Raw genomic sequence first — 22666 nt, 5'->3', positions numbered from 1 at the left:
GCCCGACAGGTTTTGAACAACTCGCCACGCGGTTGGAGGCTCTCATGTCCAAAGTATGTCAGGTTACCGGCAAGCGCCCGGTGACTGGTAACAACGTTTCACACTCCCAGCGCAAGACCCGTCGTCGTTTCTTGCCGAACCTTCACAGCCATCGCTTCTGGGTCGAGTCCGAAAAGCGTTTCGTGACCCTGCGTGTTTCCTCCAAGGGCATGCGCATCATCGACAAGAAGGGCATCGAAGAGGTGCTCAGCGATATCCGTAAGCGCGGCGACGCCATCTAAGGATGACGTCCTCGGGAGCCCACTGGTTCGCCTGAGCGAACGGCCTCCGCCGACTTGAATGACTGGCCTGGTGTGCACGACGCGTACCAGGCGGCAAACTGGGAGAAGTCTCATGCGTGACAAGATTCGTCTGGTGTCCAGCGCCGGTACCGGCCACTTCTACACCACCGACAAGAACAAGCGTAACACTCCGGACAAGATGGAAATGAAGAAGTTCGATCCGGTGGTTCGCAAGCACGTGATGTACAAGGAAGCCAAGATCAAGTAAGGCTTGATCTCGCTTCCACCGCAGGCGAGTTGTCGCCTGTCACCGAGAACCCGGCCCCGAGGTCGGGTTCTTGCGTATGTCCCTGTCAGCGGCCCTGGGCGATGGCATGATGTCGCTCGCTGCTCGCCGCTCTAACCCCAGGCCCCAGGTGCGCCATGCCCGAGCTTCCCGAAGTCGAGACCACCCGGCGCGGCATCGCCCCCCACGTACAAGGGCGCGAGATCCGTGAGGTGCTGGTGCGCCAGTCGCGCCTGCGGGTGCCGGTGCCTGAGGATCTCGCCGATCGTCTGATCGGCGCCCGCCTCGGCGAGATTCGCCGTCGCGCCAAGTACCTGCTGCTGCCGGTGCTGTCGGGCGAGGGCGGTGAGAGCGCCGAGAGCGTCGAGAACGGCGAGACGCTCGCCAGCACCGAGGGCACCGGCACGGTCGCGTCCCGGGCGGACGACGGCGGCGGAGTGCGCGAAAAGGGCACCCTGCTGTGGCACCTGGGCATGTCCGGTAGCCTGCGTATTGCCCGCCTCGGTGAGCTGCCCAGGAAGCACGACCATGTGGACCTGGTGCTCGAGGACGGCGTCATCCTGCGCTATCACGACCCGCGTCGTTTCGGCTTCGTCGACTGGCTCCGGGACGACGAGGCCCACGATACCCGCTTGTCGCGGCTAGGCCCCGAGCCGTTGTCGCAGGCCTTCGACGGCGCCCGGCTGTACGCCCTGTCGCGGGGGCGCCAGGCGGCGGTGAAACCGTTCTTGATGGACAATGCCGTGGTCGTCGGGGTGGGAAATATCTACGCCAGCGAAGCGCTGTTTCTGGCCGGTATCGATCCGCGCCGCGCGGCCGGTCGCATCGGACGCGAGCGCTACGATCGCCTGGCCGCCGCCGCCAAGGAGGTGCTGGCCGCGGCCATCACCCAGGGCGGCACCACCCTGCGCGACTTCGTCAGCGGCACCGGCGAACCCGGCTACTTCGCCCAGCGCCTCAACGTCTATGGGCGTGCCGGCGCACCCTGCCGCCGTTGTGGCGGTGAGCTGAAGCACGTGACCCTGGGGCAGCGTGCCAGTGTGTTTTGTCCCCGCTGTCAGCGTTAGCCCGATCCAGGCTTGAAGGGCTCGCCCAATTATTCATGTAGTTTCCGTAGAGAGAGTGATCACCGTGACTCGTCCGCTGCGCCTGAAAAAGAACGCCGATCGTCGCCTCAAGTCCGGCCACCTGTGGCTGTATTCCAACGAGATCGACATCGCCGAGACGCCGCTCAAGGGGCTCGAAGTCGGTGAGCAGGTCATCGTCGAGGCCGCCAATGGCAAGCCCATGGGGCTGGCCTACGTCAATCCCAACTCGCTGATCTGCGCCCGCATCGTCTCGCGTGACCCGAGCATGCGGCTGGATCGCTCGCTGCTGGTGCATCGCCTGAATCAGGCCCTGGCGCTGCGCCAGAGCCTGTTCGACAAGCCCTTCTACCGCCTGGTCCATGGTGAGGCCGATTTGCTGCCGGGGCTGGTCATCGACCGCTACGCCGAGGTGCTGGTGGTCCAGCTCAACACCGCCGGCATGGAAGCGGTGAAGGACGAGCTGCTCGACGCACTCGACAAGGTGCTGTCCCCTGCCTGTGTGGTGCTGCGCAACGACACCAGTGGTCGTCGTCAGGAAGGCCTCAGCGAGGTGGTAGAGGTGGTCAAGGGCGAGCTGCCGGAGCAGGTGCTGCTGGAAGAGAACGGCGTGCAGTTCGCCGCCCCCGTGCTCGACGGCCAGAAGACCGGCTGGTTCTACGACCACCGCATCAACCGCGCCTGGCTCAATCAGCGGGTGGCCGGCAAGCGGGTGCTGGACCTGTTCAGCTACGTCGGTGGCTGGGGCGTGCAGGCGGCGGCCCATGGCGCCAGCGAAGTGCTGTGCGTGGATGCCAGCGAGTCAGCGCTGGATCGCGTCGCCGAGAACGCCGCGCTCAACGGCCAGCACGAGCGGGTCGCTGTGGGTCACGGCGACGCCTTCGAGGCGCTGGCGGCGCTCAAGGCCGACGGCGAGAAGTTCGACGTGATCGTGCTCGATCCGCCGGCCTTCATCAAGAGGCGCAAGGATATCGCCAACGGCGAGCGTGCCTACGCCCGACTCAATCGCGACGCCATGCGCCTGCTGGGCCGCGATGGCCTGCTGCTGTCCGCCTCCTGCTCCATGCACCTGGCACAGGATCGCCTGGTCGACGTGGTGCGCGGTGCGGTACGTCACCAGGATCGTCAGGGACAGATCCTGTTCCAGGGCCACCAGGGACCGGATCACCCGGTGCACCCGGCGATCCCCGAAACCGCCTACCTCAAGGCGCTCGGTGTGCGCGTCTTTCGCGACTGAGCAAGGCGCGATTGAACAAGGCATGAGCTAGATAGGCGCGACGTGACTCGCCGTGGCTGAACACGCTGGGCCGAACTAGCTGGGCCGAACTAGCTGGGCCGAAAAAGGCGCAGGGGCTTGCCTCGGGCGATGGAAGTGTCACATCGTGCCTGGGCAAGCCCGCGCCAAGGAAGACACCATGACCGAGGTTCCCTGGACCCTGATCTTTTCCCACGGCAACGCCCTGCTGGTGGGCCACGTGCGCAACCTGCTCGACGCCGCCGGGATCCCCTGCGAACTGCGCAACATGACCCTCGGCGGTGGCGCCGGGGAGCTGCCGCCGCTGGAGTGCGAGCCCCAGGTGTGGGTCGCCGAGCACAACCGTGAGCGAGCCGAAGCGCTGGTGAAACAGGCGCTCGAGGAGCCAGCGCCGGACAGCGCCTGGCGCTGCCGGGCCTGCGGCGAGGAGCTCGAAGGGGCCCTCGATACCTGCTGGAACTGCGGTGGCCGCAAGGAGGACGATCATGACCGCTGAACACGGTGCCTTCGACTGGGATCTGCCCCGGCCCTTCGTGATCGACATCCTGGTGGCGCCCGAGGCCATCGACCACTATGGCCACGTCAACAACGCCCAGTACCTGCGCTGGGTGGAACAGGCCAGCTGGGAGCACTCCGGCCAGCTGGGTCTGACCCTGGAACACTACCGGGCGCTGGATCGCGCCATGGCGGTGCACCGTCACGAACTCGACTATCTGGCGCCGGGTTTCGAGGGCGAACGCCTGGCCATGGCCACCTGGATCGTCGCCTGCGACTCGCGCCTGACCCTGACCCGCCGCTTTCAACTGATACGCCCGCAGGATGGTGTCACCCTGCTGCGTGCACGTACCCGCTACGCCTGCATCGCTCTCTCAAGCGGCCGTCCCCGCCGTCTTCCTCCCGAATTCGTCAGCGCCTACGGCGGCGCCCTGGTCGCGGAAAGCTGACGATAACGTCCTGACGACAGGGACCTGACCACACAGACCTGAGCGTACACAGCTGGCCTCCGCCCCTTCCGGCAATTTTCTGGCACCCTGGGTGTCGAGTTGGCGAATCTCAATACTGGCAGCTTTTTTGTCCTGACCCTGGGTGTGATAGGTCGCACTTTGTTCCTGAATGCGTCTAAAGACTCCCTGGGTTCATGGAAGAACTGCAGCACTTTGGACCACGAGGTAGAGGCGGGAGGGTCAGCCTGGTGGCCGTGGACGGCGACGTGGTCAACGACCGCCTCAGCGAGGTGGCCCTGGGAGTCAAGATTTGCGGGTGTGTTGTGCCACTTAACAGATATGTTATAACATAACATTTTGTGCGAGTGTGATGGTCTCAGACGCCTTGTGCAATCGGCGCGGCGGGAGGAGCGGTGAGATGCCAACGATGGATGACGGAGCGCATCTTCTCGAGATGCCGGACGACGACTACATGAACGGTGAGCAACTGGCGTTCTTTCGACGCCGGTTACTGCAGGAACGGGAGCTGGTCGAAGAGCGACTGCAGGAGGTTCGCCTGCGCATGTCGGCTCGAGAAAGGTCGAGCGACGATCTGGATCAGGCAGCCCAGGAGGAAGAGCTTCAGCTGCAGCTTCGCCAGGCCGACAGGGAAACCCGCTTGCTGGGCAATATTGCCAGCGCCTTGACGCGCGTCGAGACGGGTGAGTACGGCTACTGCGAGGAGACCGGCGTTCCCATCGGCCTGCCACGGCTGTTGCACCGGCCAACGGCGCGGCTGTGTCTCGAAGCCAAGCAGCGCCAGGAACAGAGAGAACACCACTTCGCCAGGACGCGGAAGTAGCGGCGCCGGTAAGCATCCACCGCTTGTGACCGTGATGGCCGCCCGCAAGGGCGATGCTGAGTCTGGACGAGTGCCTGCGCGGTGGGCTTGTCCACGGATGATCCAACCGGCTCAGCGAAGGCGGCGCCGTATGTCGCATCAAGATTCGCCCATGCCGACCACGCCGGGCGACGATCACTATCTGATTTGCAGGAATCTCAACCAAGGAAGCATGAATGATCCGCAAGAATCCCTACGGCGATTTGCCGGTTGTCCACCCCAGCGCCTTTGTCGATCCCACGGCTATTCTCTGTGGGCGGGTGATCGTCGAGGAGAACGTCTTCATCGGCCCCTACGCGGTCATTCGCGCCGATGAGGTCAACGCCGATGGCGAGATGGAGCCGATGATCATCGGCGCCCACTCCAATATCCAGGACGGCGTCGTCATCCACTCCAAGTCCGGGGCGGCGGTGATCATTGGTGCACGCACGTCGATTGCGCATCGCGCCATCGTGCATGGCCCTTGTGTGGTAGGAGAGAGCGCCTTTATCGGTTTCAACAGCGTGCTGTTCAACTGCACCATCGGCAAGGGCGCGGTGGTGCGCCATAACGCCGTGGTGGATGGTTGCGATCTTCCCGACGACTTCTATGTGCCGTCCACCGAGCGGATTGGCCCAGGGACCGATCTGGACACCCTGTCCCGCGTAACGGTTCAGGACTCTGCGTTTTCCGAAGACGTGGCCCGCACCAACAATAGCCTGGTGGAAGGCTATAGGCGGATCCAGAACTCTTTCTAGCCCGGCGCTCTGGTTCGAGGGTAGGCGGATGGCCTCCGGGCGGCGAGACGGGAGGTTTGGCAACCGCAAGCGCTTGCGCGCCTGATGCAAGGCGAAGGAGGGGGGTATCACCCTTTGTAGGCCACGGTTGTTCGCTGTCGCCAATCCGCTACGCGCTTTTTCACGCCTTGTCAGCTTGTGTTCATGTGGGCTTAATGCCGCGCTCACCCGGCTGACAGGATGCACCGAGCGGCCCACGGTAGCCTCGGGATGTGCCTTCATCCCAGAGGATTACCGCCATGACCTGTGCCGCTGCCGTGACTCCCTTCGCCGTGCCCGCCTCCGCCAAGTGGGCCTTTACCACCCGCCGCGCCAGGCGCGATGACGTCCGTTCCCTGGCCAGTCTCGACCATCCTTTGCGCGCCGGTGACCTGATCCTGTGTGAAGTCCTCCAGGTCGGGCAGCACAAGCGGGTCCAATTGGCCTGCGGCCGTCCCAGCGAGAGCTACCCCGGTGATCTGCTGGTGCTGTGTGTGGGAGATCGCTACGCACCGGATCAATTCATGGGCCGCGCTGAGGTGGATGTGCGTATGGATCTGCTGGCCGGTGGCGGCATCGCCGGCAAGGTCGAGGCGGCACATGCCAGGATGGCTCGCCCCACTCAGTTGCGTCCGCTGGGTTTTCTCGCCGACGTGCGCGGCGAGGTGATCAATATTGACCGCTATGCCATCGCCGATGCGCGTATCCCCGACGATGTGGTGGTGCTTGGGGTGTTCGGTGCTTCGATGAATGCCGGCAAGACTACAGCGGCGGTGAGCCTGGCCCACGGCCTCCAGCGTGCGGGCTTTGCGGTGGAGGGGGTCAAGGCCACCGGCACCGGCGCCTTTGGTGACTTCAACGCCTTCGCTGACGCCTCGGTGGCCGTCAGTGACTTTACCGATGCCGGCATGGCGTCGACCTTCCGCTGTCCGCTCGAGCGCATCGAACGTGGCTTCGAGGCGCTGGTCGGTGGCGCGGCGGCGCGCGGTGCCGAGGTGGTGGTGGTGGAAATCGCCGACGGGGTGTTCCAGGACGAGACCGCTGCCATCCTGGCGGATTCCCCGATCATCGAGCGCCTGGACGGTATCCTGTTCGCGGCTCCGGATGCGCTGGGTGCGGTCGGGGGTGTGTCGGTGCTCAAACGTCATGGTCAAACGCCCTTTGCCCTGGCGGGGATGGTCAGTCTGTCGGCGCTCGGTAGCCGTGAAGCCAGCGGCGAAACCGGGCTGCCGGTGGTCAAGCGTGAGGCGCTGTGCGACCCCGAGGCGGTATCGAGGCTGGTGGCGCCAATCATCAGAAGGCGTCTCGGTCAGACCATGCTCAAGGACCTGACAGAGGATAACCGGCTTGCCACGGGTGCCGCCGCATGAGCGAGCTTCCCGAACTCTCGGGGCATGGCAGAGGCAGGCATATCGCGCTGGTGGTGGGCTTGGGGATCATCCAGGCTGGGCTGATGATGGCCACGGCCTTCGCCACCCGCGATGTCTTCGTCGCACTGCGTTCGACGTCCGGCTCGACCTCCTCCCAGCTGCCGCTGACCTCGCTGCTGATACTGGCAGCGGCAGCGCTGGTGATCGCTGCCTGCCAGGCACTGGCCAGGGTCCGGGGCGAGGCCATCGGCCAGAGCTACGCGGTGGAGCTTCGCAGCGTCGTCTTCCGCGCCATCGCTGCGCTCGGTGCCGAGCCTGCCGGTCGTCGCCTCGGAGGACTGTCGCTGCGCTTTGTCGGTGACCTGACGGCGGCCCGGGGTTGGGTCGGCATGGGCATCACTCGGCTGGTGTCTGCGGCGGTGGTCTTTCCCATGGCGGCGCTGTGCCTGTGGCTGATCGATCCCGTCCTGGCGCTGGCCGGCATGCTACCCATCTTCGTCGCCGTGGCGCTGGCCGCCGGGCTGGGTCTGGCGCTGGGCCGCCTGCATCGGGATCTGCGAAGGCGGCGTGCCGGGGTGGCCATTGCCGCGATGGAGCGGATTCCCATCGCCCGCGAGCTGGCGTTGATGAATCGCCTGCCCCGTGAAATCGCCAGCCTGGAGCGCAAGGGACATCGCAGTGCCGAGGACGCCGTGCGTCGCGTACGTCGGGTATCGCTGCTGCGTGCGCTGCCCAACGCTTCTCTGGGGCTTGGTGGAGCGGCGGTGCTGTGGGCTACGGCGCGCTTTGGTCTGGCGGCGGCGGACGCCGCCGCGGCACTGTCGGTGCTGGCGATCCTGGTGGTACCTGTGCGCGAATGTATCGGCGTATGGGATCGCTACAGCGCCTGGTGTGTCGCCCGCGACAAGTGTCGGGCACTGCTCGCGCGGACCGAGGCCTTGCCGCGAGTGCGTCGACGTGGACGGCCGGTGCCGCTGGATCTGGAGCACCTGCGGGTGGGTGGCTGCACCCTGCATCTGCGTATTCGCGCGGGCCAGCGGGTGTGTCTCGCCACCGATGATCCCGACCTGGCGTCGCGGGTGCTGGCGGTGCTGGCACGGCGGCGTGCACCCGAGGCGGGGCGACTGCGGTTTGACGGCTTGCCGACCGAGCCGGCCATCGCCTGTATCGGTGATCGCCCCGCCTTGCTCAGGGGCAGCCTGCGCCGCGCGCTGACCATGGGGGCCGCCGCGCGCCCCGACGATGACGACATCGGCCGGGTGGCGCGAGAGTGTGGTCTGGGCCCTGCGATCGCTCGCCTGGGAGGTCTGGATGGGCGGATCGAGGAAGCAGGGCACAACCTGACCCCTGGTGAGTCCCTGCGGTTAGCCCTGGTCCAGGCGCTGCTGTCGCGCCCTGATCTGGTGGTGGTCGACAGTTACCTGTGGCCGCTGCTAAAGGACGCCGTCGAGCTGTTCACGCTGCTTGACGCACGCTGCCCGGCGACCCTGGTGCACAATCTACCTGATTCGGTCACCGGCGGTGCCGGCATGTTGTTGCGCCTGTCGGAGAACATGGATCATCCGAAAACGCCTTCCGTCTGCGGGAACAGTAAACTGGGGTCATGAAAATCATCAGTGTGGTAACCGCCTATACCCTGGTCTTGCTGACGATGGCCTGCACCGGAGCGGTGTTGGCCTACTGGAGCGTCGAGCGCAGTACCTGGTTGAGCGATCGCATGAACCTGGCGCATCACTCCTACGAAGCACACCTGAATCTGTCGACCCACAGCTATCGGCTGTTCAAGCAGTACGCAGATGCCTTGCTGATCGGTGATCAGGACGGTGGTGAGGGGGAGCGCCGGTTACAGGAGCTGGTGCGCCAGGATATCGGCGAGATCCGCGATATCATCGGCGCCGAGATCGAGCTGGTAGGCGACGAGGAAGTCGAGGAGCTGGAACTGCTGGCCAGGCTCGAGGACCAGCTGGACGAGGTGATCCGCGGCTACGCTGAGCTGCTCGACTCGGAGCGGGAGCTCGATCCGGTCAGCCGCTGGTTGAGTTTCTATGCGCTGCTCGATGAAGCCATTGATGAACGCTTCCGCAAGCTGATGGACGTGGCCCTGGAGGGCGAGATCGAGGAGGTGCGCGAAGCCCGTGAGGAACTGGCCCGGGGCGCCCGCCATACACGCTGGCTGGCGCTCGGTTTTGCGCTGCTGGCGGTGGTGCTGACGGTGGCGGTCATGGTGTTCTACCGTTGGCGGGTATCGCGGCGCTTTCAGAGGCTGATGGCGGGCGTCGAGCGTATGCACGGGGGTGCCTTCGGTCATGCCATCAAGGTCTCCGGCGGTGACGAATTAGGCCGCATCAGCCGTCTGCTCAATCAGATGGGTGCAGACGTGCACTCCCAGCGGCGCGCGCTCGAGCGCCAGAACAGCGCGCTGGAGGAGGCGGTGGCGGATCGCACCGGAGAACTCGAAAGGTTGCTGGAGGAAGCGCGTCGGGCCGAACGGCATCGGCGTCGACTGCTGGCCGATGTCAGCCACGAGCTGCGCACACCGTTGACCATCATCCAGGGCGAATGCGACGTGGTACTGCGCGCGCGCCAACCCGACGAGGACGACTACCGCGAGGCGTTGCGTCGTGCCCGTGAGGCGGCCGGCCATACTGCTGCTCTGATCGACGACCTGCTGACCATCGCACGCCAGGAGAGCGGCGAATTGCGCCTGCAACCGCAACCCACCGAACTGGTCGAGTTTCTCAAGGATGTCATCAGTCTGTCATCGGTGCTGGTGTCTCTTGAGACCGAGGTGACCGTTGCCCCCGTGGAGGTGGATCGCCTGCGTCTACGCCAGTCGGTGCTGGCGCTTCTTCAGAATGCCCGGGTCCACGGTGGCCCCCGGGTGGTGGTGCGCCTTTGGCGTCATGGTGGTGGCTGGCGAATCGCGGTGGAGGACGATGGCAGGGGGGTATCGGCGGTCGACAAGGCGGTGGTGTTCGAACGCTTTTATCGCGGTGCCAATACCTCCACCAACTACACTGAGGGCAGTGGCCTGGGACTGCCCATTGTGCGCGCCATCGCCCGTGCCCACGGAGGGGAGGCCGGTCTGGAAGACCGGCCGGGAGGCGGGCTGATCGTCTACATCGATGTGCCAGGGATGGCCGAGGAGTCCACGACGACGTGAACGTGCTGGTAGTGGAAGACGAAGATAGGGTCGCGGACTTTCTGTGCCGCGGGCTCAAGGGCGAGGGGTGGACCGCCACCCGTGCCGGTGATGGTGAAACCGCCTTGTCGCTGTTGAAGGAGGGCGGTTTTGATGTGGTGCTGCTCGACATCATGCTGCCGGGGCTGTCCGGGCATGAGGTGTGCACGCGAGTCAGGGCACGGGGCGACGAGGTCCCGATTCTGATGCTGACGGCCCTGGATGCCACCGATGAGAAGATCGTGGGGCTTCGCAAGGGAGCCGACGATTATCTGAGCAAGCCCTTTTCCTTCGACGAGCTGATCGCGCGCATGGAGGCGTTGCATCGACGCGCCCGGGCACGGGCAGGCGCGACACCGGGCACGCTGGCAGGAGACCCGGTGCAGTTCGATCGCGAGGCGCTGTGCCTGAAGGTCGACGGTGAGGTCGTCGAGTTGTCGACCAAGGAGCGCGATCTGCTGGCGCTATTGCTCGGCAATGCCGGGCGGGTGATGAGCCGTGAACGTATCCTCAACGCGGTCTGGGGGCTCAACGAGGACCCCATGACCAATACCGTCGATGTCTACGTGGGGCGGGTTCGGCGCAAGCTCGGCGACCACGCCTCGCGCATCACTACGGTCCGCGGCGCGGGATACCGCTACGACGCTCAAGGCCTTTGAGGTCCTTTCCCATCGGGTTGTCTCCGGAGTGGATATTCGCCTTGGTGTGTCTTGCTGTTTTTAGGGGCCTGGGAAGAAAGTTCAAAGGTCTTTGAGGGTGAAGTTTTCTGATCTTTCCGTTTTTTCGTCGGGGGTTTATTGGCAAAAAATTCCTGTGCTTCACTGTGGGTGACGATAAAAAATCTGTTGTACGAATCGATGGGAGAGTCGCCATGCAGATCGCCGTCCCCAAGGAAATCAAGAACCATGAGTACCGCGTCGCCCTGACCCCCAGTGGTGCGCGGGAGCTGACTGAGCGTGGCCACGCGGTGGTCGTGCAGGCCGGTGCGGGTGAGGGCGCCGGTTTTACCGACGAGGCCTATCAAGCTGCCGGTGCCACCATCGAGGCCGATGTAGACGCGCTGTTCGATGGCGCCGAGTTGATCCTCAAGGTCAAGGAGCCCCAGCCCGAAGAGGTGGCCCGGCTGCGGCCCCAGCACACCCTGTTCACCTACCTGCATCTGGCCGCCGAAGAAACCCTGACCAAGGGGCTTCTGGACAGCGGCGCGACCTGCATCGCCTACGAGACCATCACCGCGCCTCAGGGTGGACTACCCCTGTTGGCGCCGATGAGCACCGTGGCCGGACGCATGGCCGTGCAGGCCGGTGCCCACAGTCTCGAAAAGGCCCAGGGCGGTGCGGGTGTGCTGCTGCCCGGGGTGCCTGGGGTGCCGCCTGCCAAGGTTACCGTGATCGGCGGTGGCGTGGTCGGCGAGAACGCCGCCCGCATGGCGTTGGGGCTGGGCGCCGATGTCAGTGTGCTGGACAAGTCGATCCCGCGCCTCGAGACCCTGGATGATCGCTACCAGGGGCGCATGAAGACGGTGTTTTCCTGCGCCGATGCACTGGAAGAAGCGGTGCGCGAATCGGACCTGATCATCGGGGCGGTGCTGGTCCCGGGGGCGGCGGCGCCCAAGCTGATCAACCGCGCCATGCTGTCGGAAATGAAGCCGGGGGCGGTGCTGGTGGACGTGGCCATCGATCAGGGCGGTTGCTTCGAGACCTCCAGGCCCACCACCCACGCCGAGCCGACCTACGTGGTGGACGGCGTCGTCCACTACTGTGTCGCCAACATGCCGGGTGCGGTGGCGCGCACCTCGACCCAGGCCCTGACCAACGCCACCCAGCCGTTCGTGGTGGCACTGGCCGACAAGGGCTGGCGCCGGGCGCTCGGTGAGGATCGTCACTTCGCCGCCGGTCTCAATGTCCATGACGGCCAGCTCACCTACGCAGCCGTAGGGGAGGCCTTCTCGCTGCCGGTGACCAGCGTGGAGAGTGTGCTCGGCTGATGTGATTGGCCAAGGGTCGGCCGGGGCGGCGCTGTCGCCCCGGTCGCCATCCACAGGCCTTGGCGTTACCATAGCGGGCATTTGCCGATACTAGAGTGCCGTCCATGTCCGCAACGACCACCGCTTCCGACAAGACCCGGGTGCTGACCGGTATCACCACCACCGGTACCCCCCATCTGGGCAACTACGTCGGGGCCATCAAGCCGGCGATCGAGGCCAGCCTCGATCCCAACGTGCAGTCCTACTACTTCCTCGCCGATCTGCACGCGCTGATCAAGTGTCAGGACCCGCAGCGGGTCCAGCAGTCGCGCCTCGAGATCGCCGCCACCTGGATGGCGCTGGGGCTGGACACCGACAACGCCATCTTCTATCGCCAGTCCGATATCCCCGAGATTCCCGAGCTGACCTGGATGCTGTCCTGCGTCTGTGCCAAGGGCCTGATGAACCGCGCCCACGCCTACAAGGCGGCGGTGGCGGAGAACGACGAAGCCGGCAACCAGGATCCGGACAAGGGCGTCACCATGGGCCTGTTCGGCTATCCGGTGCTGATGGCCGCCGACATCCTGATGTTCCAGGCCAACAAGGTGCCGGTGGGACGCGACCAGATCCAGCACATCGAGATGGCCCGCGACATGGCCGGGCGCTTCAATCATCTCTACAAGGGTGACTTCTTCACCCTGCCCGAAGCGGTGGTGGACGAGCGGGTCCAGGTATTGGGTGGCCTCGACGGTCGCAAGATGTCCAAGAGCTACAACAACACCATCCCGCTGTTCGTGCCGGAAAAGAAGCTGCTCAAGCTGGTGCGCAAGATCAAGACCAACTCGCTGGAGCCCGGCGAGCCCAAGGATCCCGACACCTGCACCCTGTTCCAGATCTATTCGGCCTTCGCCAGCGCCGAGGAAACCCAGGCCATGCGTGATGACTACGCCGCGGGCATCGGCTGGGGGGACGCCAAGAACCGGGTCTTCGAACACCTCAACGAACAGCTGCGCGCCCCGCGTGAGCGTTACCAGGCGCTGATGGAAGATCCGGGCCATATCGAGACGGTGCTGCTTCAAGGGGCCGAGCGTGCTCGTGCCGAGGCTGCTCCGCTGATGGATCGACTGCGTGTCGCCGCGGGGCTTGGTCGCTTCGTTTGAGCCGTTTCCTACGCGTCTCATCGTCGAGTCGCTCTTGTCTGAGCTAAAGTGCGCATGGGCCCTGCGTTGAGGGCCCGCTTTTGCGGGGCTTTCTCGACGGCGTGCTAGAGTGGGCACAAAGGAAGAATGGTATAACGCCTTGTCAGGCAGGCGCCGCCTGAGCCCGGTGCATCGCGCACGGGCGATGTCGTCAGTGTTTCCCCAAGGGTACCGAGAAGAGTGCCCGGACTCGCCAGAGTCCCTTGACCGAGTCACCAAACGAGACGAGAGATGAGCACAGAACCCAAGCGTCCCCTCTATATTCCCTACGCTGGACCCTCTCTGCTGGAGATGCCGCTGCTCAACAAGGGCAGCGCCTTCACCCAGAAGGAGCGCCTGCAGTTCAACCTGATCGGCCTCTTGCCGCAGAACGTCGAGACCATCGACGAACAGGTCGAGCGTGCCTACCACCAGTACCAGCAGTGCCAGAATGACCTGGACCGCCATATCTACCTGCGGGCGATCCAGGACGACAACGAGACGCTGTTCTTCCGCCTCGTCTCCGAGCATCTCGAGGAGATGCTGCCGATCATCTACACCCCCACGGTCGGCAAGGCCTGTGAGGAATTCTCCAATATCTATCGCAACCACCGGGGGCTGTTCATCTCCTACCCCGACCGCGAGTACATGGACGACATCCTGCGCAGCGCCACCAAGGACAACGTCAAGGTGATCGTGGTCACCGACGGCGAGCGCATCCTCGGCCTCGGTGACCAGGGCATCGGCGGCATGGGCATCCCCATCGGCAAGCTGTCGCTGTACACCGCCTGTGGCGGCATCAGCCCGGCCAATACTCTGCCGATAATGCTCGACGTCGGTACCAACAACCAGCAGTTGCTGGACGACCCGCGCTACATGGGCTGGCGCCACCCGCGTATCAGCCAGGAAGAATACGACGAGTTCATCGATGCCTTCATGCAGGCGGTGAAGCGGCGCTGGCCCAAGGTACTGCTGCAGTTCGAGGACTTTGCCCAGGCCAACGCCATGCCGCTGCTGGAGCGCTATCGCGACGAGCTATGCTGCTTCAATGATGACGTCCAGGGCACCGCTGCGGTCTGCGTCGGCACCCTGATGGCGGCCTGCCAGGCCCGTGGCGAGGGCATGGCCCGTCAGCGGGTGGTGTTCGTCGGCGCCGGCTCCGCCGGCTGCGGCATCGCCGAGATGGTGGTGGTGGCGATGATGGCCGAAGGCCTGACCGAGTCCCAGGCCCGCGAGCGGGTCTACATGGTCGATCGCGAGGGCCTGGTGACGGACGACCAGACCTGGCTGCGTGACTTCCAGCGCCGCCTTGCTCACCCGGCCGGTATGGTCGAGGGCTGGGAAGGTCAGGACCTGCTCGAGGTGGTCAAGCAGGTTCAGCCGACGGTGCTGCTCGGCGTCTGTGGCCAGAAGGGTATCTTCACCGAGGCGGTGGTCAAGGCGATGCACGCCAACTGCAAGATGCCGCTGATCATGCCGCTGTCCAACCCCACTTCTCGGGCCGAAGCGATCCCCTCCGACGTGCTCGAGTGGACCAACGGCGACGCCCTGGTGGCCACCGGCAGTCCCTTCGCCCCGGTCGAGATCAATGGTCGTCGCATTCCCATCGCCCAGTGCAACAACGCCTACATCTTCCCGGGGATCGGCCTCGGGGTGGTGGCAAGCGGTGCACGCCGCGTCACCGATGCGATGCTGATGGCGGCCTCACGGGCTCTGGCCCGGGAGGCACCGATCGTCAAGGAGGGCGAGGGTGCCATGCTGCCGGCGCTGTCGCGCATCCGCGATATCTCCAAGTCGATCGCCTTCGACGTGGCGGCCCAGGCCCAGCACGAGGGCGTGGCGCTCAAGAGCGACGGTACCAAGCTGCGCCGCGACATCGAAAAGAGCTGCTGGATGCCCAACTATCGCGACTATCGTCGCCGCGCCTTCTAGGCATCTGCGCGCTCAAGCGATCACGGAACCCCGCCACAAGGCGGGGTTTTTACTTTCTTGAGCACTGAGTAGACACCAAGTGCTGGTAAGGTGTTTCTAGAACTTTCCGCCAGGCAGTTGGCAAAGGCGTTGCAAGCGGGTGTTCTACTGGAGGTGCGTTGTGACGAGCAAAATCATTGAATCCCTGCGCGGCGAGTTGGCCGCATTGCAAGACGCTGGCGCGATCAGCAAGGTAACCATGCGTCAGTTTGACACCATGTGTCCTCCACCGGTGCGCGAGTTCAGTGCCGGTGACATCAAGCGTCTACGTGAGGCGTTGAATTTCAGCCAGCCGGTGTTCGCCCATCACCTGCACACCACTGCCTCGACGGTGCGCAAGTGGGAGCAGGGCGAAACGCGTCCGGCCGGCCCTGCGCTCAAGCTGCTCAACGTCATCGCTGATAAGGGCTTGCAAGCCATTATTTGAAACTGCTCCTGTGGCGGTACCGAGCGAGGTGTCAAGACATGCCCGTTCAGTCCCCTGTGCCTGAAAACTACCTACCTTAATCTCACGCCCAGCCTGGTTTCTGCAGGTCGGCGAAGTGCTAAAAAAAGACCTCGCCGGTGGGCGAGGTCTCGGTGTGACGGCCAGTGCGATGCGCCGGCCGTCTGTGTGGCGGGCCTGGGCCCGCCGGGTGATCAGGCGGCGCCGATCATCTTGCGCAGCACATAGTGCAGGATGCCGCCGTGGCGGTAGTACTCGAGCTCGTTGGCGGTGTCGATGCGACACAGGGCGTCGAGGGTCTTCTCACCCTTGTCGCCCTTGATGGTCACCTTGACCTTGCCGCCCGGCTCGAGGCTGTCGAGGCCCTCGATGGAGACCGTCTCGTCGCCGGTCATGCCGAGTGACTTGCGATCCTCTCCTTCGGGGAACTGCAGCGGTACCACGCCCATGCCGATCAGGTTGGAGCGGTGGATGCGCTCGTAGGACTCCGCCAGCACGGCGCGCACGCCGAGCAGCAGGGTGCCCTTGGCTGCCCAGTCGCGGGAGGAGCCGGTGCCGTACTCCTTGCCGGCCACCACCACCAGGGGGGTGCCTTCCTCCTGGTACTTCATAGCGGCGTCGTAGATCGCCATCTGTTCGCCGCTGGGCACGTGGCGAGTCTCGCCACCGACCACGCCATCGAGCATCTCGTTCTGGATGCGCACGTTGGCGAAGGTGCCGCGCATCATCACCTCGTGGTTGCCGCGCCGCGAGCCGTAGGAGTTGAAGTCCACCGGCTTGACGCCGTTCTCCTGCAGGTAGCGGCCCGCCGGGCTGTCGGGCTTGATCGCGCCGGCCGGCGAGATGTGGTCGGTGGTCACGCTGTCGCCGAGCATGGCCAGTACATGGGCGTCCTTGACGTCCTCGACCTTGGACGGCTCCTTGCCCATGCCCTCGAAGAAGGGCGGGTGCTGGATGTAGGTCGAGTTGTCGTCCCACTCGTAGACCTCGCTTTCCGGCACCTTGATGGCCTTCCACACCTCGTCGCCGTCGAACACCGCGGCGTATTCTTTGCGGAACATCTCGGTGTTGACCTTCTCCACCGCCTCGGCGACCTCGGCCTGGGTGGGCCAGATGTCCTTGAGGTAGACCGGCTCGCCGTCGCTACCTTCACCGATGGGGTCATTGTCCAGGTCGCAGCGCACATTGCCGGCCAGGGCGAAGGCCACCACCAGGGGCGGTGAGGCCAACCAGTTGGTCTTCACCAGCGGGTGCACCCGGCCTTCGAAGTTGCGGTTGCCGGACAGTACCGAGGCCACCGTCAGGTCGCCGGTCTTGACCGCATCCTCGATCGGCTCGGGCAGCGGGCCCGAGTTGCCGATGCAGGTGGTGCAGCCATAGCCCACCAGATTGAAGCCCAGGGCGTTGAGGTCGTCCTGCAGGCCGGCGGCGGCCAGGTATTCGGTGACCACCTTGGAGCCGGGAGCCAGCGAGGTCTTGACCCAGGGCTTGGTCGCCAGGCCCTTCTCCTTGGCCTTGCGGGCCAAGAGGCCTGCAGCCATCATCACGCTGGGGTTCGAGGTGTTGGTGCACGAGGTGATGGCAGCGATGACCACCGCGCCGGGGTCCAGGCTGAAGTCCTCGCCCTTGTAGTTGACGTCCTGGCTGTCGGCGTGACGATAGCTGCGCTCGACGCCGACCGCGGTCTGGCCGCCCTCGGAGCCCATCTTGTCGTCGCGGCTGTCCTTGGCCGACTTGCCCTCGTCCTCCATCAGTTTTTCGAAGGTGGTGGCGAGCTGGCTCAGGGCGACACGGTCCTGGGGCCGCTTGGGACCGGCGAGGCTGGCCTCGACGTCACCCATGTCGAGTCCCAGGGTGTCGCTGAAGATCGGCTCGTGGCCGGGTTCGCGCCACAGGCCCTGCTCCTTGGAGTAGGCCTCGACCAAGGCGATCTGGTCGTCGTCGCGGCCGGACAGCCGCATGTAGTTCAAGGTCTCGTCGTCCACCGGGAAGAAGCCGCAGGTGGCGCCGTACTCCGGGGCCATGTTGGCGATGGTGGCGCGGTCGGCCAGGGGCAGGTCCTTGAGGCCGTCGCCGTAGAACTCGACGAACTTCCCGACCACGCCTTTCTTGCGCAGCATCTCGGTGACGGTGAGTACCAGGTCGGTGGCGGTGATGCCTTCTCTGAGCTTGCCGGTCAGCTTGAAGCCGATGACCTCGGGGATCAGCATCGACACCGGCTGGCCGAGCATGGCGGCCTCGGCCTCGATACCGCCGACACCCCAGCCGAGTACGCCGAGGCCGTTGATCATGGTGGTGTGGGAGTCGGTGCCGACCAGGGTATCCGGGTAGGCCAGGGTCTTGCCGTCCTCTTCCCGGGTCCACACCGTCTTGCCCAGGTACTCCAGGTTGACCTGGTGGCAGATGCCGGTGCCCGGCGGCACCACGCGGAAGTTGTCGAAGGCCTGCTGGCCCCAGCGCAGGAACTCGTAGCGCTCGCGGTTGCGCTCCATCTCCAGCGCCACGTTGTCCTTGAAGGCGGACGGGTCGCCGTACTTGTCGACCATCACCGAGTGGTCGATGACCAGATCGACCGGTGACAGCGGGTTGATCTTCGACGGTTGCTCACCGAGTTTTTCCACCGCGGCACGCATCGAGGCCAGGTCGACCACCCCCGGCACGCCGGTGAAGTCCTGCATCAGCACGCGGGCGGGACGGTAGCCGATCTCGCGGTCCGAGCGGCCTTCCTTCTGCCAGTCCACCAGCGCCTGAAGGTCGTCTCTGGACACGCTCTCATCGTCGGCAAAGCGTAGCTGGTTTTCCAGCAGTACCTTGAGCGTCATCGGCAGACGCTGAATATCGCCAAGGTCCTCGGCAGCCTGGGCCAGGCTGTAGAAGTCGTACTGAGTCCCGCCTACATCTAGCGTGCGACGGGTATCCGGTAGGGAATCGCTACTCATGCTGTCCTCCTGAGGCATTGAATCGAACGGTCCAGGTTCGCTGGGATCGGCGCGGGGCCAATATCGATCCCTTGGTGGTACTAGTAGTGGTACTTGGTCATCATAGTTGTGTTCTTCAACCGTTGACGTGTAAACGGATGCCGGATCACGCCTTGAAAGGCTGTCGGGTCACCCCCATGGTGAAGGTTCACGTCGATCGCGACCAGAGGGGAGCTGCATCGTGCACGAACAGACGCTGCCGAGCTGGCGGCTTGATTGCCCCTACTGCGATGCCCATATCGAGCTGGTGGTGGACACCTCCCAGGGCAGCCACGAGACCTGGGAAGACTGCCCTCAGTGCTGTGCGCCGATCCACTACCGTATCGAGGTGGATGCGGTGACCGAGGATATCGTCTCGGTGGTCGCCGGCGACGATGACGAGGTCATGTGACAGGGCTCATGTGATGGAAGTGTCATGCGCCGCTGTGGGCCGCGTAACGATCTCATTCGAGCCTGGCGGATGTCGATGACGGCGTCATTGCGACGTCATCGCCGTCGGGTGACAATAGCCGGCGACTATCGGGTCGATGGCCCAGGTCGATTGGCCCGGTGTGGTTCGCTGGCCTAGGGTGACATCCGGTATTTGCCCCTGATTCTTGAACCCTCACGTTTCACTACTCCAAGGAGACTTTCATGAGCGTACTGGTAGGACGTCAAGCTCCCGATTTCGAAGCCGCCGCCGTCACCGGCAACGGCGAAATCGTCGAGAACTTCAAGCTGTCCGACAGCAACGGCAAGCTGCGCGTGCTGTTCTTCTGGCCGCTGGACTTCACCTTCGTGTGCCCGTCCGAGATCATCGCCCATGACAACCGTCTGGCGCAGTTCAAGGATCTGGGCGTCGAGGTGATCGGTGTCTCCATCGATTCCCAGTTCACCCACTACGCCTGGCGCAAGACCAGCCCGGACGCCGGTGGTATCGGTGAGGTCGGCTTCCCGATCGTGGCCGACGTCAAGCACGAGATTACCCAGGCGTACGGCATCGAGCATCCGGAAGCCGGTGTCGCCCTGCGCGCCTCCTTCCTGATCGACGAGGATGGCGTGGTGCAGCATCAGGTGGTCAACAACCTGCCGCTGGGCCGCAACGTCGATGAGATGGTGCGTATGGTCAAGGCCCTGCAGCACCACCAGAAGCACGGCGAAGTCTGCCCGGCTGGCTGGGACGAAGGCCAGGAAGGCATGAAGGATACCGCTGAAGGTGTCGCCAAGTACCTGGGTACTCACTCCAGCGAGCTGTAAGACGCTGCCAGCGCTCACCGCCAGGTGAGCCGACTCGGGACAGCCCGAGCAGTGTCACGACGGGGCGGCCTGGCCGCCCCGTTGCGTATATTCTCGGCATGCTGGTGTGCTGGCCAGTCGCGACAGACCGTTGCGCGGCAGACCGCACCCTGCCGACCCGAGTTCCGGGTGGATTGGCTCATGACGACGCTGCGTCGCCGTCATCATCGAATCCATTTTCCTTTAGCGTCGCGGCCCCCCAGGGGAGCCCCCGGCTTAGTCAAGTTAGTCTTGTGAGGTAGCCATGAGCGAAGTGCGCCACGAACGTCTGATCATCCTGGGCTCGGGGCCTGCCGGCTACAGTGCGGCGGTCTACGCTGCGCGGGCCAATCTCAAGCCGCTGTTGATCACCGGCATGCAGACAGGCGGTCAGTTGACCACCACCACCGACGTGGACAACTGGCCAGGCGACGACGCCGGTGTCCAGGGGCCGGAGCTGATGGAGCGCATGCGCCGTCACGCCGAGCGATTCGATACCGAGGTGCTGTTCGACCATATCCACGAGGTGGAACTGCGCGAACGTCCCTTCACCTTGAAGGGCGACAACGGCACCTACACCTGCGACGCCCTGATCATTGCTACCGGGGCCAGTGCGCGCTACCTGGGGCTGCCCTCGGAGCAGCAGTTCATGGGCCAGGGCGTGTCGGCCTGCGCCACCTGCGACGGCTTCTTCTATCGCAACCAGGAAGTGATCGTGGTGGGCGGCGGCAACACCGCCGTGGAAGAGGCGCTTTACCTGTCCAATATCGCCTCCAAGGTCACCCTGGTGCACCGCCGCGACAGCCTCAGGGCGGAGAAGATTCTGCAGGACAAGCTGTTCGAGAAGGCCGAGAACGGCAACGTCGAACTGATCTGGAACCACACTCTGGACGAGGTGCTGGGGGACAACACCGGGGTCACCGGTGCGCGGCTCAAGGCGGTCGAGGACGGTTCGACCCGCGAGATCACCGCACCCGGCGTGTTCATCGCCATCGGTCATAGCCCCAACACCGGCATCTTCGAGGGCCAGCTCGAGATGGCAGGCGGCTATATCAAGGTCAAGTCAGGCCTCGAGGGCAACGCCACCGCCACCAGCGTGCCCGGTGTGTTCGCCGCCGGCGACGTCATGGATCACGTCTATCGTCAGGCGATCACCTCAGCCGGCAGCGGCTGCATGGCGGCGCTGGACGTGGAGCGTTATCTGGACAGCCTCGACTGACGCTATCGTCAGGCGCGATATCTGGACAGCCTCGACTGAGGCTATCGTCAGGCTCACTACAACTGCACCGCTGGCAGCATCGATATCGATCTGATACAAAAAACACCGCCAGGCAAATGCCTGGCGGTGTTCTTGTTGATGGCATCCGCCGGGGGGGGGGGGCAGCGGCGGAGCAGTACTGTCCTGTCCGCCGGGCCGCGCCTCAATAGTGTGGCGGCAACTCGTCCTCGGGGCCGGGGGCATCGCCCAGTCCGCGGTCGTTGCTGGCCGCCAGTTCGCGTAGCCTTTCCTGCATCAGGCGATTGATGCGTTCCAGCTCCATCATTCGGCGCTCCTGGCCGGCGATGGTGGCGTCCAGGCTGTCCAGCCAGTGTTCCTGGTAGGCCAGACGGCTCTCCAGTTCTTCGACACGCTTTGCTAGATCGGCGGACGACTTGTCAATACCCGTGATAGACTCATGTTGCGGTGTGTCACTGTTCATCGTGTCAACTGCCTGCCTTGGGCTTTTTTCGAGAAGTCGTGGCGGAAGGATCTCGTCTGTGTATCGTGCATGGCCGCGGATCCCATGGTCATTCCACCTGTTTTCACCATAAGAAGAGAGTTTTTCACGTCCATGAAAAAAAGGGTATTCGTTCGTTGTTGTGTGATCAGTCTGCTGTTGGCCGCGGCTGCACCGCTGCTGATTGCTCTTGCCGTCAGCCTGGTGACCGGGCTGTCCGTCGAGGAGTTGCACGGCGCCATCGCCGAGGAGGCACTGCTGCATGGCTACCTTGCCGCTGCCGGAGCGGTCTTTGGCGTGTTGCTGGTAGCCACCCTGGCCCTCAATGCCCTGACGCCAAGGCTGGTCAACCTGGCCGAGGTCGAGGATGACGATCGCGAGATCGGCGAGGTCAAGTGGTTCAATGTCAACAAGGGCTACGGCTTCATCACCCGTGACGGGGGCGAGGACGTCTTTGTTCACTTCCGTGCCATCCGCGGCCGGGGCCATCGCACCCTGGCCGAAGGCCAGAGAGTACGCTACTACGTGATCGAGAACGAGCGTGGCCTGCAGGCCGACGACGTCACCGTCATCACCTGAGCGCGATGCTCTCGCCATTGCCACGACGCCCCGCCTAGTGCGGGGCGTTGTCGTTTGTGGCGCCGCGGGTCTGCCTCCGCGCCCGTTTCAGTGCCTGGCTCTGCGCCCGTTGCAGGACCCTTGTCAGGGCCCAGCTGGGAGCGCCTCGTCAGTGTCCCGAGTCGGGCCAGTCGATGGCCGATTCGCTGCCGTCGGGTAACACCTGCAGGAAACGGTCGGGGTCGTCGCCGGGCTGCCAGCCGCCCAGCGAGCAGCGCACCTCGCAGTCCAGCGCCAGGGCGGCGGCCCTGGCGAAGTCGGCGTCGGTGGGCCAGGGGGACTGGCCGCTGTCGAGCCACAGGCTGGCGAAGCCATCGGCGGCCTTGCCGACCAGCAACACGGGAATGTCGGCACCATCGAGGTGACCTTCGGTGCGCCACTTGAGCTTGCCGCAGGGGGTCAGCGGCGGGGCATTCAGGGTGGCGCCGAGCCACTCGCCGATGCGCTCGGCGCTGGCCTCGCCAAGATAGATCTCGATATCCGGGTAGCGCTCGGTCATCA

At 64.6% G+C, this 22666-nt stretch carries 23 protein-coding genes and 1 pseudogene; 21 read left to right on the top strand and 3 right to left on the bottom strand.

Features of this window, described 5'->3' with window-relative positions:
• The first annotated feature begins 44 nt into the window (after positions 1 to 44).
• From rpmB to NFG58_RS17840, 17 genes and pseudogenes are all read left to right on the top strand, one after another.
• Positions 45 to 281, top strand: a complete 237-nt coding sequence (rpmB, locus tag NFG58_RS17920) for a 50S ribosomal protein L28 (RefSeq protein ID WP_045991211.1) — start codon at positions 45 to 47, stop codon at positions 279 to 281.
• A gap of 112 nt (positions 282 to 393) precedes the next feature.
• Positions 394 to 549 carry a 50S ribosomal protein L33 gene (rpmG, locus tag NFG58_RS17915; RefSeq protein WP_016856547.1) on the top strand — a complete coding sequence of 52 codons (156 nt, stop codon included), beginning with the start codon at positions 394 to 396 and terminating at the stop codon, positions 547 to 549.
• A gap of 155 nt (positions 550 to 704) precedes the next feature.
• The gene (gene mutM / locus NFG58_RS17910) at positions 705 to 1634 is read left to right on the top strand and encodes a bifunctional DNA-formamidopyrimidine glycosylase/DNA-(apurinic or apyrimidinic site) lyase (protein ID WP_348827096.1); all 930 of its coding nucleotides are present in this window, start codon (positions 705 to 707) and stop codon (positions 1632 to 1634) included.
• A 64-nt stretch (positions 1635 to 1698) separates the two neighbouring features.
• A complete protein-coding gene (locus NFG58_RS17905) occupies positions 1699 to 2889 on the top strand; it encodes a class I SAM-dependent rRNA methyltransferase (RefSeq protein ID WP_045991285.1) in 1191 nt (396 codons plus the stop codon).
• Positions 2890 to 3067: 178 nt separating this feature from the next.
• Positions 3068 to 3403 (top strand): DUF2007 domain-containing protein, encoded by a 336-nt coding sequence (locus tag NFG58_RS17900; RefSeq protein WP_348827095.1) that lies wholly within the window; start codon positions 3068 to 3070, stop codon positions 3401 to 3403.
• Positions 3393 to 3851, top strand: coding sequence for a thioesterase family protein (locus tag NFG58_RS17895; RefSeq protein WP_045991208.1), 459 nt, complete (start codon positions 3393 to 3395; stop codon positions 3849 to 3851). The genes NFG58_RS17900 and NFG58_RS17895 overlap by 11 nt, the downstream gene beginning before the upstream one ends.
• Before the next feature lie 418 nt (positions 3852 to 4269).
• Complete coding sequence (locus tag NFG58_RS17890; RefSeq protein WP_348827094.1) at positions 4270 to 4692, top strand: TraR/DksA C4-type zinc finger protein; 423 nt, start codon at positions 4270 to 4272, stop codon at positions 4690 to 4692.
• 215 nt (positions 4693 to 4907) lie between these two features.
• On the top strand, positions 4908 to 5468 hold the full coding sequence (locus NFG58_RS17885; protein WP_348827093.1) for a carbonate dehydratase: 561 nt from the start codon (positions 4908 to 4910) through the stop codon (positions 5466 to 5468).
• A 278-nt stretch (positions 5469 to 5746) separates the two neighbouring features.
• Positions 5747 to 6856 carry a hypothetical protein gene (locus tag NFG58_RS17880; protein ID WP_348827092.1) on the top strand — a complete coding sequence of 370 codons (1110 nt, stop codon included), beginning with the start codon at positions 5747 to 5749 and terminating at the stop codon, positions 6854 to 6856.
• A complete protein-coding gene (locus tag NFG58_RS17875; protein WP_348827091.1) occupies positions 6853 to 8463 on the top strand; it encodes a hypothetical protein in 1611 nt (536 codons plus the stop codon). Before NFG58_RS17880 ends, NFG58_RS17875 begins: the two co-directional genes overlap by 4 nt.
• Entirely contained in the window at positions 8460 to 10019 is a 1560-nt protein-coding gene (locus tag NFG58_RS17870; protein ID WP_348827089.1) for a HAMP domain-containing sensor histidine kinase, read from the top strand. The genes NFG58_RS17875 and NFG58_RS17870 overlap by 4 nt, the downstream gene beginning before the upstream one ends.
• The gene (locus NFG58_RS17865; protein WP_348827087.1) at positions 10016 to 10696 is read left to right on the top strand and encodes a response regulator transcription factor; all 681 of its coding nucleotides are present in this window, start codon (positions 10016 to 10018) and stop codon (positions 10694 to 10696) included. Before NFG58_RS17870 ends, NFG58_RS17865 begins: the two co-directional genes overlap by 4 nt.
• A gap of 212 nt (positions 10697 to 10908) precedes the next feature.
• Entirely contained in the window at positions 10909 to 12024 is a 1116-nt protein-coding gene (gene ald / locus NFG58_RS17860; protein ID WP_348827085.1) for an alanine dehydrogenase, read from the top strand.
• A gap of 104 nt (positions 12025 to 12128) precedes the next feature.
• Positions 12129 to 13163: a tryptophan--tRNA ligase gene (gene trpS, locus NFG58_RS17855; RefSeq protein WP_045991200.1), complete on the top strand. Its 1035-nt coding sequence runs from the start codon at positions 12129 to 12131 to the stop codon at positions 13161 to 13163.
• A 270-nt stretch (positions 13164 to 13433) separates the two neighbouring features.
• Positions 13434 to 15113, top strand: a complete 1680-nt coding sequence (locus tag NFG58_RS17850) for an NAD-dependent malic enzyme (protein ID WP_108132277.1) — start codon at positions 13434 to 13436, stop codon at positions 15111 to 15113.
• Positions 15114 to 15194: 81 nt separating this feature from the next.
• A pseudogene (locus tag NFG58_RS17845) lies at positions 15195 to 15293 on the top strand (type II toxin-antitoxin system RelE/ParE family toxin); the annotation flags it as partial.
• Positions 15274 to 15579, top strand: a complete 306-nt coding sequence (locus NFG58_RS17840; protein WP_108449735.1) for a DNA-binding transcriptional regulator — start codon at positions 15274 to 15276, stop codon at positions 15577 to 15579. The pseudogene NFG58_RS17845 and the gene NFG58_RS17840, both read left to right, overlap by 20 nt.
• Positions 15580 to 15791: 212 nt before the next feature.
• Here NFG58_RS17840 and acnA read toward each other — a convergent pair whose 3' ends face one another.
• Positions 15792 to 18536, bottom strand: a complete 2745-nt coding sequence (acnA, locus tag NFG58_RS17835; protein WP_045991198.1) for an aconitate hydratase AcnA — start codon at positions 18534 to 18536, stop codon at positions 15792 to 15794.
• A gap of 220 nt (positions 18537 to 18756) precedes the next feature.
• Between acnA and NFG58_RS17830 the strand changes: the two genes are divergently transcribed.
• From NFG58_RS17830 to trxB, 3 genes are all read left to right on the top strand, one after another.
• The gene (locus tag NFG58_RS17830) at positions 18757 to 18966 is read left to right on the top strand and encodes a CPXCG motif-containing cysteine-rich protein (RefSeq protein ID WP_108449737.1); all 210 of its coding nucleotides are present in this window, start codon (positions 18757 to 18759) and stop codon (positions 18964 to 18966) included.
• A gap of 242 nt (positions 18967 to 19208) precedes the next feature.
• On the top strand, positions 19209 to 19811 hold the full coding sequence (locus NFG58_RS17825; RefSeq protein WP_045991196.1) for a peroxiredoxin: 603 nt from the start codon (positions 19209 to 19211) through the stop codon (positions 19809 to 19811).
• A gap of 283 nt (positions 19812 to 20094) precedes the next feature.
• The gene (gene trxB / locus NFG58_RS17820) at positions 20095 to 21048 is read left to right on the top strand and encodes a thioredoxin-disulfide reductase (RefSeq protein WP_045991195.1); all 954 of its coding nucleotides are present in this window, start codon (positions 20095 to 20097) and stop codon (positions 21046 to 21048) included.
• Between the two features lie 202 nt (positions 21049 to 21250).
• On the opposite strand, the gene NFG58_RS17815 is transcribed toward trxB, so the two are convergent.
• Positions 21251 to 21529, bottom strand: a complete 279-nt coding sequence (locus NFG58_RS17815) for a SlyX family protein (RefSeq protein ID WP_181248591.1) — start codon at positions 21527 to 21529, stop codon at positions 21251 to 21253.
• 132 nt (positions 21530 to 21661) lie between these two features.
• On the opposite strand from NFG58_RS17815, the gene NFG58_RS17810 reads away from it, so the two are divergent.
• Complete coding sequence (locus tag NFG58_RS17810) at positions 21662 to 22126, top strand: cold shock domain-containing protein (protein ID WP_348827084.1); 465 nt, start codon at positions 21662 to 21664, stop codon at positions 22124 to 22126.
• 148 nt (positions 22127 to 22274) lie between these two features.
• Here the strand turns inward: NFG58_RS17810 and NFG58_RS17805 are convergent, their stop codons facing one another.
• A complete protein-coding gene (locus tag NFG58_RS17805) occupies positions 22275 to 22664 on the bottom strand; it encodes a hypothetical protein (RefSeq protein ID WP_045991193.1) in 390 nt (129 codons plus the stop codon).
• Between the last annotated feature and the right edge of the window lie 2 nt (positions 22665 to 22666).

Origin of the sequence: Halomonas sp. RT37, from assembly GCF_040070525.1 — a bacterium.
Taxonomy (GTDB): domain Bacteria; phylum Pseudomonadota; class Gammaproteobacteria; order Pseudomonadales; family Halomonadaceae; genus Halomonas; species Halomonas litopenaei.
The sequence above is the reverse complement of the archived record's forward strand: the minus strand, read 5'-3'. Positions and strand labels throughout refer to the sequence as shown.

Bases quoted from the DNA above. Each gene is read 5' to 3' on its own strand.
- NFG58_RS17850 (WP_108132277.1), top strand. From the start codon at position 13,434: ATGAGCACAGAACCCAAGCGTCCCCTCTATATTCCCTACGCTGGACCC.
- NFG58_RS17875 (WP_348827091.1), top strand. From the start codon at position 6,853: ATGAGCGAGCTTCCCGAACTCTCGGGGCATGGCAGAGGCAGGCATATC.
- rpmG (WP_016856547.1), top strand. From the start codon at position 394: ATGCGTGACAAGATTCGTCTGGTGTCCAGCGCCGGTACCGGCCACTTC.
- NFG58_RS17805 (WP_045991193.1), bottom strand. From the start codon at position 22,664: ATGACCGAGCGCTACCCGGATATCGAGATCTATCTTGGCGAGGCCAGC.
- rpmB (WP_045991211.1), top strand. From the start codon at position 45: ATGTCCAAAGTATGTCAGGTTACCGGCAAGCGCCCGGTGACTGGTAAC.
- NFG58_RS17815 (WP_181248591.1), bottom strand. From the start codon at position 21,529: ATGAACAGTGACACACCGCAACATGAGTCTATCACGGGTATTGACAAG.
- NFG58_RS17880 (WP_348827092.1), top strand. From the start codon at position 5,747: ATGACCTGTGCCGCTGCCGTGACTCCCTTCGCCGTGCCCGCCTCCGCC.
- NFG58_RS17895 (WP_045991208.1), top strand. From the start codon at position 3,393: ATGACCGCTGAACACGGTGCCTTCGACTGGGATCTGCCCCGGCCCTTC.
- NFG58_RS17825 (WP_045991196.1), top strand. From the start codon at position 19,209: ATGAGCGTACTGGTAGGACGTCAAGCTCCCGATTTCGAAGCCGCCGCC.
- trxB (WP_045991195.1), top strand. From the start codon at position 20,095: ATGAGCGAAGTGCGCCACGAACGTCTGATCATCCTGGGCTCGGGGCCT.
- NFG58_RS17870 (WP_348827089.1), top strand. From the start codon at position 8,460: ATGAAAATCATCAGTGTGGTAACCGCCTATACCCTGGTCTTGCTGACG.
- NFG58_RS17900 (WP_348827095.1), top strand. From the start codon at position 3,068: ATGACCGAGGTTCCCTGGACCCTGATCTTTTCCCACGGCAACGCCCTG.
- NFG58_RS17885 (WP_348827093.1), top strand. From the start codon at position 4,908: ATGATCCGCAAGAATCCCTACGGCGATTTGCCGGTTGTCCACCCCAGC.
- acnA (WP_045991198.1), bottom strand. From the start codon at position 18,536: ATGAGTAGCGATTCCCTACCGGATACCCGTCGCACGCTAGATGTAGGC.
- NFG58_RS17890 (WP_348827094.1), top strand. From the start codon at position 4,270: ATGCCAACGATGGATGACGGAGCGCATCTTCTCGAGATGCCGGACGAC.
- ald (WP_348827085.1), top strand. From the start codon at position 10,909: ATGCAGATCGCCGTCCCCAAGGAAATCAAGAACCATGAGTACCGCGTC.
- mutM (WP_348827096.1), top strand. From the start codon at position 705: ATGCCCGAGCTTCCCGAAGTCGAGACCACCCGGCGCGGCATCGCCCCC.
- NFG58_RS17810 (WP_348827084.1), top strand. From the start codon at position 21,662: ATGAAAAAAAGGGTATTCGTTCGTTGTTGTGTGATCAGTCTGCTGTTG.
- trpS (WP_045991200.1), top strand. From the start codon at position 12,129: ATGTCCGCAACGACCACCGCTTCCGACAAGACCCGGGTGCTGACCGGT.